The following is an 11,176-nucleotide window of genomic DNA, read 5'->3' as shown; positions in this document are numbered from 1 at the left end:
TATAATTAAGATATGAAGAAAGTACTATATACAATGATGTTGATAGGGTTGGCATGCATGATAGCTAACCCCGTGTTTGCACAATACGAGAAATGGGGCGGCGTGTATTATGCCTATCCCATCGAAACGGGTACAGATAAGCCTCAGTTACAGTCGGCCCCTGCTGGTTACGAGCCGTTCTACATTTCGCATTATGGCAGGCATGGTTCACGCTGGCTTACCAACGATGCACGTTACACCTGGGTGAACGAGCATTTTGCCGACACCAAGAACCTGACAAAGTTAGGTAAGGATGTGCGTAAGCGACTGGAAAAAATATGGAAGAACGCCAAAGGCAACGGCGGACAGCTTACAACACTTGGTGCCCGACAGCATCGTGGCATAGCCCGCAGAATGTACCAGAACTTCCCCCAACTGTTTACTAACGATGCCCACTTAACGGCACATAGCAGTACCGTAAACAGATGCAAGGTGAGCATGGAGAATTTTGTGGATGAACTAAAACTATTATCCAACACCCAACACCTTACACCTATCACCCGCGAAGAAGATATGGCATGGATAGCCTATACCTCGCCAGAGGAAAAAGCGTTAGAGAACAGCACCAACGTGCCACTCACCATCTCGCCCGACAGATTTATCAAAGCCCTGTTCATAGATGCCTCGAAAATAAAAGAGCCAGCCAAGTTGCTGATGGAGATACACACCATCGCATCGGATATGCAGGATGTTGAGCTGAACGTATCGCTCTACGATATCTTTACAGCCGAAGAATTTCAGGCTGTTTACGAGAAGAACAATAAGAGCATGACGATTGTTCATGGCGACGTGATTGAGAACAATGGCATAGCTGCCCGCAGCGCCATCTCGCTTTGGCAACGTATCGAGGCCGATGCTGATGCAGCCATCGCCCGTGGCGGCGTGGGTGCCGACTTGCGATTCGGACACGACTCAAACCTGTACCGTCTGCTTTCTTTGATGGGTATTAAGTTCAGAGGCGAGCATTATAACTACATGGACGAGATTCTGCCCATGGCGGCTAACCTGCAGATGATATTCTACAAGAATGCACAGGGCGACGTGCAGGTGCAACTGCTGCATAACGAGCACTCGATAGGCTTTATGAACTGGCAGGCGCTGAAGCAACAGGTAGCCGACCGCCTGCACCACTTTGAGCATCTGCGCCAGCTATGTGCCTTAAACACCATGGTGGGCACAGCGCCTGCCAACACTAAGACTGCAGGATTGTTTGGCAAAGGATCGGAAGAGCACGGGCAAACACTGCCAGCAGTACTCGTACCCAACGGACAGAACTTCTGGACACCCCAGACCCGCGATACTGAGCAGAAGTGCATTGCACCTTATTATTATACCGACTCGCTGTTTCAGGGTATTCGCAACAGTCATTGGATAGTAGGTGGTTGCACACAGGATTATGGATCGTTTACTTTGGCCGTTCTCAGCGGTCAACTTCGTTTAAAGCCCGAACAACGCGCCACCCCATTCTCGCATCAGCAAGAGATATCGCATCCCCATTACTATGCCGTACGTCTGCCCAAGGAACATCTGAAGATAGAGATGACAGGTAGCAGCCATGCAGCCATCTTCCGCATCACACCTGAGCAGGACGGACCAGTACACATCGTACTGAATCATAATAGCGACGAGAAGGTGGGCTATCTGCAGATTGACCCGCAGACGAAGACTATCTATGGCCGCAACCCTGTGCATCGTATTTATCAAGGTTGGGGCGAGCAGGCTGGCTTCGATGGGCACTATCTGCTAAAGGCTTACGATGAAATAAAGGACTGTGGTGTAGATAGCCTTTGCGCCTGGTTTACCTTCGAGGGCAAAGCCTATCAGCCCATCATCCTGAAGGCCGCCACCTCGTTTACCAACCAACAAGGCGCCGAGAAAAACTTCGCTACAGAAGTAGAAGCTTTCGACTTTGAAACCATAATGGCGCAAACAGCCCAGCAATGGATCGACCGCTTGCATACCATCGATGTAGAGGATAGCAACACAGCACGCATCAATCAGTTTTATGGTGCCCTCTATCGCTGCTCGTTCCTCCCCCGCGAGATGAGCGATGTGGATGGCGCTTATCCCAAGTTTGCTGATGGTAGCATCCAACACCCATCACCTGCCACCCATCACCCTACCTATTACGGCGACTTCTCGATGTGGGACACCTATCGTGCCCTGCACCCGCTCTATACGCTGATAGCACCCGATAAGGCGGCAGACATGATGCAATCGCTGGTAACCATGTACACCGAAGGCGGTTGGCTACCCATATTCCCCTGCTGGAACTCATATACCGCCGCTATGATTGGCGACCATTGTAGCGCTGTACTGGCCGATGCCTATATCAAAGGTATCAGGAACTTCGACTACGAAAAAGCCTACGAGGCCATGCGTAAGAATGCGTTTGAAACACCTGCCAACTTCAACGACTACAAGAACGGCATGGGTCGCAGAGCCCTCACCTCGTACCTGAAATACGGTTATATCCCCTTGGAGGATGGTGTGAAAGAGGCTTTCCACCAGGATGAGCAGACCTCACGAACCCTTGAATATGCGTTCGACGATTTTGCTGTAGCCCAGTTGGCTAAGGCTTTGGGTAAGGAGCAGGATTACAAGGAACTGATGCGTCGCTCGGAAAACTGGCGCAACGTGATCAATCCCAAGACAGGCTATTGCGACGGTCGCCATCAGAACGGAAAGTTTGAGAACAACACCGACTTTATCCATCGCAAGTCGTACATTACCGAGGGGGCAACCTGTCACTATACCTGGTATGTACCACAGAATGTAGAAGGCCTCATCGATGTGCTTGGTGGCAAGGAGAAGTTCGAGGCCAAGCTCGACTCACTCTTCTCAGAAGGTCGCTACTGGCACGGCAACGAGCCTTGTCATCAGATAGCCTGGCTTTACGACTTTATCGACAAGCGCGAAAAGACCATCGAGCGTGTAGCCCATATCCTTGATACAGAGTATAACGATACCCCAGGCGGCTTGTCGGGTAACGACGATGCTGGTCAGATGTCGGCTTGGTATGTGTTTGGTTCTATCGGATTCTATCCTGTTTGTCCGGCTACCGATCGTTATATGTTAGCCGCCCCCAGATTCCAGAAGGTAACACTGAACATGGAAAAAGGCAGGAAGTTTACGATAACGCCAAACTCCCTGCCCCTTAATCGGAACTATATTACTCAGGACGAGATTAAATATTAGGCTCGTCCCAGATCTTTGTCTGTGTGCAAGCAGTACCTACGGTCTGGTTGCCAACCTTAAGGATAAAGTCGCCCTCCTCAAGGGTCCACTTACCATCGGCGCCTACAAAGGCTAAGTTCTTGGCAGGCAACTGGAAGGTAACAGTCTTTACCTCGCCTGGCTGCAACTCAATCTTAGTGAAGTCGCGCAGACGCTTGTTGTCAGGTACGATAGATGCAACCAGATCGCTGCTGTAAAGCAGAATAGCCTCCTTACCAGCCTTGGCGCCAGTGTTCTTTACATCTACGCTTACTGTCAGCACATCAGCGGCAGTAAACTGCTTCTTGTCAACCTTCAGGTTGCTGTACTCGTAGGTGGTGTAGCTGATGCCATAGCCGAAGGGCCACTGCAAACTTACCTTTGCATCGTAGTTGTAAGCGCCAGCCATGGTGCCCACCTCTTCTGATACCTTATAATCATAGGTGTTCAGCGAGTTAATCTCGCGAGGATAGGTGTAAGGCATCTTTGCCGAGAAGTTAGCATCGCCAGCCAACAGGTTAGCCAGCGCGTCGCCACCGTAGTTACCAGGAATCAGGATATCTACCACAGCCTTAGCCAATGGCTCGATATCAGCAATCAGACGAGGACGACCCTCGTTCAGCACCATGACGATGGGCTTGCCAGTCTTGGCGAGTGCCTTTACCAGGTTGCGCTGATTTGCCGACAGCCACAGGTCGTTCAGGTTACCAGGTGTCTCGGTATATGAGTTCTCACCGATACAAGCGATAATCACATCGGCCTTGTCGGCAGCGGCTACAGCCTTGTCAATCTGTGGCTCGTTCTCATCATAGTAAGCTCCATTCTCATTATAGGTCACACCCTGCTCCAGAATGATGTTCTCCTTACCATACTTATTACACAGAGCCTCGTAGATGGTGTTGTACTTCTCTGAGAGTTCCTCTGCCTTCGAACCCTGCCAGGTGTAGCTCCAACCACCATGCAGACAACGCATCTGGTTGGCGTTAGGACCAGTCAACAGAATCTTCTTACCCTTTGCCAGAGGCAGAATATTGCCCTCGTTCTTCAGCAGCACCTCGCTCTCCTCAGCAGCCTTCAACGAAGCGGCTGCAAACTCAGCACTACCAAACTTCTCAAAGCCCTTTCCACCTGTGTTTGGCTTCTCGAAGAGGCCCAGACGATACTTGGCACGCAGGATACGGCGAACAGCATCATCAATACGACTCATCTTCACCTTACCCTCCTGTACCAGCTCCTTCAGCAGGATACAGAACTCAACGCTATAGGGATCCATCGACATATCGATACCAGCATTGATAGCAATGCGGATGGCATCTTTCTTATCCTTAGCTACATGCTCACGAGAGAACAGATTGTTGATATCAGCCCAGTCGGTAACCAGGAATCCATCCCACTGCAGGTCTTCCTTCAGCCACTTGGTCAGATACTCGTAGCTGGCATGAACAGGCACGCCGTTGACTGAAGCCGAGTTAACCATCATGGTGAGTGTACCAGCCAAAGCAGCTGCCTTGAATGGCTCAAAATACTTCTCGCGAATCATCTGTGGCGAGAGGTAGGCTGGAGTACGATCCTTTCCAGTCCAGGGGGCACCATAGGCAAAGTAGTGTTTGGTGCTGGTACCTACGTGATACTGGTCGATGTGGTTATTATCATCGCCCTGATAACCCTTAATCTCAGCAGTAACCATCTTTGAGTTTACGATAGCATCTTCGCCAAAGCTCTCATATACACGAGGCCAACGTGGGTCACGACTCAGGTCAACCACTGGGTTATACACCCAAGGACAGTTAGCTGCACGACTCTCGTAAGCTGTAATCTCAGCACCTCTGCGAGCCAGTTCGGTATTGAACGATGCACCTAAGTTGATGGGCTGTGGGAAGAGTGTTCCACCCTGAGTATAGGTTACGCCGTGGTTGTGATCCAGACCATAGATATCAGGAATACCCAGATACTTCATCGACTTTTTCTGAATCAGCTGAATCCACTGCTGCCACTGGGCTACTGTTGGAGCCTTCGTGCCTGGTGCATTCAGGATAGATCCCACCTTCCACTTAGAGATAAGTGTATCGAGCATCTGCTCGTTCAGTTTCCAAACACGCTTGGTATCACCCTGATAGATATCTACTGGGAATCCACCCAACTTGTCGATAATCTGCTGGTCGGTCATCTTCAGCAGATCCTTGATTTCTGCTTCCGATCTGCCATACTGCTGCATCACTGAACGAACCTTTTCACGATCCACCTTGGCATTCTCTACAGTCATCTTGCCAATAATGTCGAGGTTAAGTTCCAGCATCTGACCGATCTTCTCGTCGAGTGTCATCTTAGCCAGAGTCTTCTCAATCTTCGCCTCCAGCACCGCATCACGGGGGATGGCAGGCTTCTGTGCTTGCATCATGGTTGCAGCACAAATCATTGTAATCGATAAAATTGTTTTCTTCATAAATTGTGTTGAGTTAATGAATTCTGCCTGCAAAGATAGTAAAAACATTTTAATATCCATCCCTTTTTGCCATTTTTAAGACACCTTTATAGCGTTTCGCTCATTTTATTAATCCATATCAGTTGCTGTTGCTCATGCGCTGCTGCTCGGCTTTACCAGCACCAGTTCCCTTATACTTACTCTTCTGAGCATTGAAAGTGTAACGGATAGAGATGTCAAGACGATGGCTACGGCTTCGTGTTTTCTGCACACCGTAGAAGAAACCACAGTCCTGTGCTACATCCTGCACGCTACGCTGGAACACATCGCTGATGCTGGCACGCAAGCACAAAGCATCGTTTTTCAGCCAGCACTTCTGTACCACAAAACAAACATTATACGAGGGTGAGAGCATACGGAAGTTCAGCACATCGCCCTTGGTCTGGATGTTCGCATTGGCCTCCAACTGCCAGCTGTGCTTAAAGCGGAAGGTGTTATTCAGATCGAAGAAGAAGATAGGCTTAGTGAAGGTCACATCCGTCTTACCTGTATCACTACGAGGATCGTCGAACGTCATCGTGTTCCAGAACTTCTGCCCGCCGATAGTCCAGCTTGGGCTATATACGCCCCATGTGGGATTGGCCGACAGGAAGATGGCCAAATTGCGAACGGGGTCAAGCAGATTGGCCTGCTTCAGTAGCATGATACCTTCGTTGTTATAAGCCATTGGTACCTGAGTGATAGTGTTGTCGCGACGTTCGTAGGCAGCAAACAGGTTGATCCACTTCCAACGGGCATTGATGCTCACCTCCTGCATCGTAGCATTCTTCAGTTTCGAGTCGCCTTGTTGCAGGGTAAACGAATTCAGATAATAAATATGGTCGCTCAGTGCACTATAGTTCGGGCGAACGGTTTTCATAGTATAGCTCAGCGAAGTCTGGATAGCACCAAACTGCTTTGCCCAGGTGATATTGGGGAAGAACTCATCCTGATAGCGCGTCATATTATTATTGGCATCCAGATTGTCCATATAGTCAAAACCCACATGCTCATAACGCAGTCCGGCGCTTACGGTACCATATTTATCCAGGTTGGCATTGTAAGCCACAAAAGCAGCCACATTGTTTTCTTTTACATCCGTATCAGTAGAAGGGAGAGGGTAATTTGTGATAGCCGAACTGCTCTGTCGCTTCACGAAACTCATCTCTGTTCCCGCCTGCAACTGTCCTTTCCACACAGGATAGCTCAACACCAGTTTAGCAGCCCAGAGGCGTGACCATGTATGCGAGTTCTGCTGCATAGTTTGGGCTTCAGGCAAATACACATCGATCTGGTTGTCGGTAGTTTCCTTAGCTGTTGTAAAATCTACATTCAAGTCGATGTTCAGTTTGCCCACCAGACCGTTATAATAGGCATTGCTCTGCCAGTTATATGGATAATGGGTATGATCATCCTGATGCGAGAGGTCGCGACCAGTAAGATTGTTCTCTGTATTCACCCACATATCATTATGCGTTTTAAACTGGTTGTGACGTTCCACTCTGGCACCCAGCGAGTGCTTGTCGTTAATCTGCCAGTTGAATCCGAAATTATAATTCAAGCCCTGTCCCTGCCAGTCATTGCGAATGTAGCTATCTTGAAGAATATTCCTAATACCTTCATCAGTCTTAAGGAAGGTAGATTGCGTAATACGCAGATCGTTAGGACTATCCCATTTCCAATAGTTAACCATACCAAACAGGTCCAGATTGTTGTGACGATAACGCAGGTTTAGCGTGCTACTGGGATCGCTGAAGCCGAACGTCAGGTTCTGATTGTTGGCAGCCATCAGGTCGAAACCAAAACCAGCTCCCTCCCGGCGAATAGTCTTGATACGTACTACAGCCGAAATGGTGGCATCGTACTGCGCACCAGGATTAGTAATCACCTCTACGCTCTGTATCTCTTCTGAACGCAGTCGTTTCAGTTCATCCTTATCCTGCATCTTTCTTCCGTTAATATAAAAGATAGGTGTACCCTTGCCCAGCACCTCCAAGTCTTCACCTTTCAGCGTCATACCTGGTACCTTGGCCAGCATTTCCTGAGCAGTACCCGACTTGCCCAAGACAGTACCCTGAATGGTGGTAATCATCGAGTTGCCTGTCAGTTTGGTTTTAGGCATCTGGCCCTTCACCACTATCTCACTGAGCATCGCCTGATCTTCCTCCATCTGGATGGTACCGATTTCCATTCCCTTTACGTCAACATACTTGGTACGATATCCGATATACGAGAATCGCAGGATGCAACAGGTTTCAGAAACCTTAATTTGGAAGAAACCATCCACATCGCTCGTTGCACCTTGTACATAAGTAGAGTCGGCCGTAAGCAGTGCCACACTCACAAATGGCAAAGGTTCACCCTGCGCATCAATTACTCGTCCGCCTACATCCTCGGTCATAGCCTCGGCTGATAAACACATCATCATTGCAGCTATCAAAGCTACCATTTTCAAACTAATCTGTTTCATTTTTCAATTCAATTTATTTTTTGTCTGTTTGACGTCACACAGTTATTAAAAAGTTGCAATCCTCCCCTATTTTGGGACGAATTGCAACTTTTTGTGACGAATAACAGGGATAACAGCATGGAAATGCAACAGAGAGTACGACAATTTTTAAAAATGTGAGAAATTGTTTGTTTTTTTACTCGCTTCTTTGTATCTTTGCGGCTTGTATGAAACAAGGACGCAAAGAAACGATAACAACGAGAATTATCAGCACTACGTTTACAGTAGTGGCACTGGCAGTGTTCAAGCCTTTCTGGATGTCGGATTGGCAATGGCAGGGATATGCACATCTGATAGTGTTGGGAGTGATTGGCTTCCTCATCTGTATGATGACGGACATCATCCTGAAATATGTTGTCAAGATGCCGAGGTCATTCAAGAAAGGCGCCGAATACATCATCCGCCGCAACCTCATATTTCAACTTATCAATACACCGCTCGTGGCATTGAGCATCTGCCTCTATCGCCATTTCGTGCTGAACGAACATGATGCAGGCAACCAGCTTTCAGTTGTCAATTTCCTTGAAACCCTTGCCATCATTGCCTTCTGCTCGTTCGCCATCGGACTCTATTGGCGCTTCAAGTACCGTAGCAAATATTTAGCGATAGAACTGGAAGATACGCGGCTGCTGAACGAGGAATTGAAGAAGATGCAGGAGCCCGAACAATCATTGCCGAACGAAGCAGAACACTCCGTTGAGAATTCTCAACCGCAAGAGCTCACACTCACTGGTACCACTAACGAATCGGTGACGTTACAGATTTCCGACCTATTATATATAGAGGCTGTGGGCAATTACGTCAGGGTCAGTCATCTGCGCAACAATCAGGTACATACCGACATGCTTCGCGCCACGATGAAACTCATGGAGGAAACGCTTGAGTCCTATCCAATGATAGTCCGTTGCCACCGCGCTTTCATGGTCAACCTAGGTCAGGTAGAGCAGATTATCTCACATTCTGGCACTACCCAGCTGCTCATCAAGCATTGTCACGAATCACTCCCCGTTTCGCGCAGCAATATGGCACAAGTTAGAGCTGCGATACAGATAGCCCAGCCTCTCTAATGTCTTGACAGCATCAGGCACGATGCGAGAAGCCTGGGAATTATCGTAAGTGCTTCCCGGATGGAAGGGATTGGGAATGTCGGAACGGCCACGTAACCCATGGTCGATCATATACTGCAGTGAAAGGTCGGAACGGTTGGTAAAACATCCGTCAGCAGCCACAACCTCATCCATGTCAGTTTTCTCCAGAGCCCCTCTAACGGACCGCGAGGATGATTGGAGAACCAATATCTGGCAAAGAGATACTGACAAACAACCATGCCACATCCTACCATCACAGCATAGGTAACACCTAAATGGCGATAGCAAGCTAGGCCATAGCCGCAGAAGATAGCACAGCCGATGATGGACTGGAGCAGATAGTTGGTAAGACTCATACGTCCGAAAATACACAAATGATGCAACACCTTGCGCACGCCCTCTGAAGCATACCATGCCGAAACGATGGCCGACACAATCATCATCAATATCATCAGATTGTAGATAGGGTTAAGCCACGAGGCTATCTCGCTAAAATCCACAATACTCAGCACAACCACCACCAACGCCGATCGCCATAACAGTTGATGCCATATCTGCAAATTACGCCCTTCGTTATAAAACATACGCTGGCGGCCCAACTGCATACCTAAAATAAACAGGCACAGCAGCTGGGTCAGTCGCCCGCTGAAGATATTGAAGCGGAAATTCACCTCAAATCCATATCGCAGGTTGGTAAGGGTATTCTCCCAGAATGTACCATGCTCATGGGCACTGTTAATCTTGCTGTACACTTCCCACAAGGTGCTGTGGTCGATGGTGGTGCCTGTCAGCAGGCAGAAGAGTTCTACAGGCTGGATGGCTAATAAGGCTATAATACACCACACCCACTTCGACGGCAGATAACTGATTGGGATGAGCAGCAGACCATAACAGGCATAAAGCATCAGAATGTCGCCATCGTAGAAAGCCACATTAATGATGCCGAAGAGAAACAACAGACACATGCGCCAAGCAAAGCGCCCAGAGAAATTATTGCCTTTCTGCTGCTGATTATCGTTCATGATGAAGAAACTCAAGCCAAAGAGCATAGCAAAGATGCCGTACATTTTACCAGACAGCAGCCAAGCCAGTACATCGGCCACCATCTGGTCAGTCGCCAGCGTATGGGTTATCGGCTCCTGCGTAAAGATATTAAAGTGTTCCACCGAGTGATACAGGATAATGCCGGCTACAGCGATGCCTCTCAGAGCATCAGCCACATCGATTCGAGTGTTTGCCAGATGACGAGATTGATACATAGTCTTTACTTTTATAATTCCATTTCAAATTCTTTCCATTCATCACCGTCGATCAAATAGGAACCCTCGCCTATGATGCGGAAGCCTACCGATTTGTAGCATTCTACGGCAGAAATATTCTCGCAAAACACACCGAGCGTAATCTGCTTAGCGCCGAGTTTCTCCCTTGCATATTCGATAGCCTGTCGTAACAACTGCTTACCATATCCATAGCCTCGCTTCGTATTATCTACAATCACAAAGCCGAAACGGATGATGCTTTTATCCTCAGAAGGACGTCGTAACAGAATATGGCCGATAATCGTATCACCCACTACTGCCGTCAGTGGATACATGTTGTCGCCATTGTATTGCGCCATCATCTCCTCAGGCTTGGCAGGATAATCCTTATACCTGTCGGCACTCCAAAGTCGGAAGGCATGCTTATCCTTACACCAACTCAGAATTGTTGCTGCATCATCAGACAGAAATGGTCGAAGAGTCATATTCTTGGCACAACAGTTTACGTGCTTCTGGGGTGTCATGAAATCTTGCATTTTCTTTCTTTTTAATGTTTTGACGCTACAAAAATACGAATTGTTGCCGAGACAAACAAACATTAGGG

At 48.3% G+C, this 11,176-nt stretch carries 6 protein-coding genes; 2 read left to right on the top strand and 4 right to left on the bottom strand.

What is annotated here, in order from left to right; genetic code table 11:
- Positions 1-12 precede the first annotated feature (12 nt).
- A complete protein-coding gene (locus T499_RS0106490) occupies positions 13-3,237 on the top strand; it encodes a GH92 family glycosyl hydrolase (RefSeq protein WP_013064126.1) in 3,225 nt (1,074 codons plus the stop codon).
- Here T499_RS0106490 and T499_RS0106485 read toward each other — a convergent pair.
- Both T499_RS0106485 and T499_RS0106480 read right to left on the bottom strand, forming a co-directional pair.
- Entirely contained in the window at positions 3,227-5,698 is a 2,472-nt protein-coding gene (locus tag T499_RS0106485; protein ID WP_033150300.1) for a glycoside hydrolase family 3 N-terminal domain-containing protein, read from the bottom strand. The genes T499_RS0106490 and T499_RS0106485 overlap by 11 nt on opposite strands.
- 118 nt (positions 5,699-5,816) lie before the next feature.
- The gene (locus T499_RS0106480; RefSeq protein ID WP_084162938.1) at positions 5,817-8,186 is read right to left on the bottom strand and encodes an outer membrane beta-barrel protein; all 2,370 of its coding nucleotides are present in this window, start codon (positions 8,184-8,186) and stop codon (positions 5,817-5,819) included.
- A gap of 206 nt (positions 8,187-8,392) precedes the next feature.
- Between T499_RS0106480 and T499_RS0106475 the strand changes: the two genes are divergently transcribed.
- A complete protein-coding gene (locus tag T499_RS0106475) occupies positions 8,393-9,292 on the top strand; it encodes a LytR/AlgR family response regulator transcription factor (protein WP_033150298.1) in 900 nt (299 codons plus the stop codon).
- A 107-nt stretch (positions 9,293-9,399) separates the two neighbouring features.
- Here T499_RS0106475 and T499_RS0106470 read toward each other — a convergent pair whose 3' ends face one another.
- Positions 9,400-10,572: a DUF418 domain-containing protein gene (locus tag T499_RS0106470; RefSeq protein ID WP_052173494.1), complete on the bottom strand. Its 1,173-nt coding sequence runs from the start codon at positions 10,570-10,572 to the stop codon at positions 9,400-9,402.
- 11 nt (positions 10,573-10,583) lie between these two features.
- Positions 10,584-11,108: a GNAT family N-acetyltransferase gene (locus T499_RS0106465; protein WP_198021255.1), complete on the bottom strand. Its 525-nt coding sequence runs from the start codon at positions 11,106-11,108 to the stop codon at positions 10,584-10,586.
- Positions 11,109-11,176: the final 68 nt, after the last annotated feature.

The organism is Prevotella sp. RM4 (assembly GCF_000701965.1).
Classification (GTDB): domain Bacteria; phylum Bacteroidota; class Bacteroidia; order Bacteroidales; family Bacteroidaceae; genus Prevotella; species Prevotella ruminicola.
This window is presented reverse-complemented; position numbering and strand designations above follow the sequence as displayed.

Bases quoted from the DNA above. Each gene is read 5' to 3' on its own strand.
- T499_RS0106465 (WP_198021255.1), bottom strand. From the start codon at position 11,108: ATGCAAGATTTCATGACACCCCAGAAGCACGTAAACTGTTGTGCCAAG.
- T499_RS0106470 (WP_052173494.1), bottom strand. From the start codon at position 10,572: ATGTATCAATCTCGTCATCTGGCAAACACTCGAATCGATGTGGCTGAT.
- T499_RS0106475 (WP_033150298.1), top strand. From the start codon at position 8,393: ATGAAACAAGGACGCAAAGAAACGATAACAACGAGAATTATCAGCACT.
- T499_RS0106490 (WP_013064126.1), top strand. From the start codon at position 13: ATGAAGAAAGTACTATATACAATGATGTTGATAGGGTTGGCATGCATG.
- T499_RS0106480 (WP_084162938.1), bottom strand. From the start codon at position 8,186: ATGAAACAGATTAGTTTGAAAATGGTAGCTTTGATAGCTGCAATGATG.
- T499_RS0106485 (WP_033150300.1), bottom strand. From the start codon at position 5,698: ATGAAGAAAACAATTTTATCGATTACAATGATTTGTGCTGCAACCATG.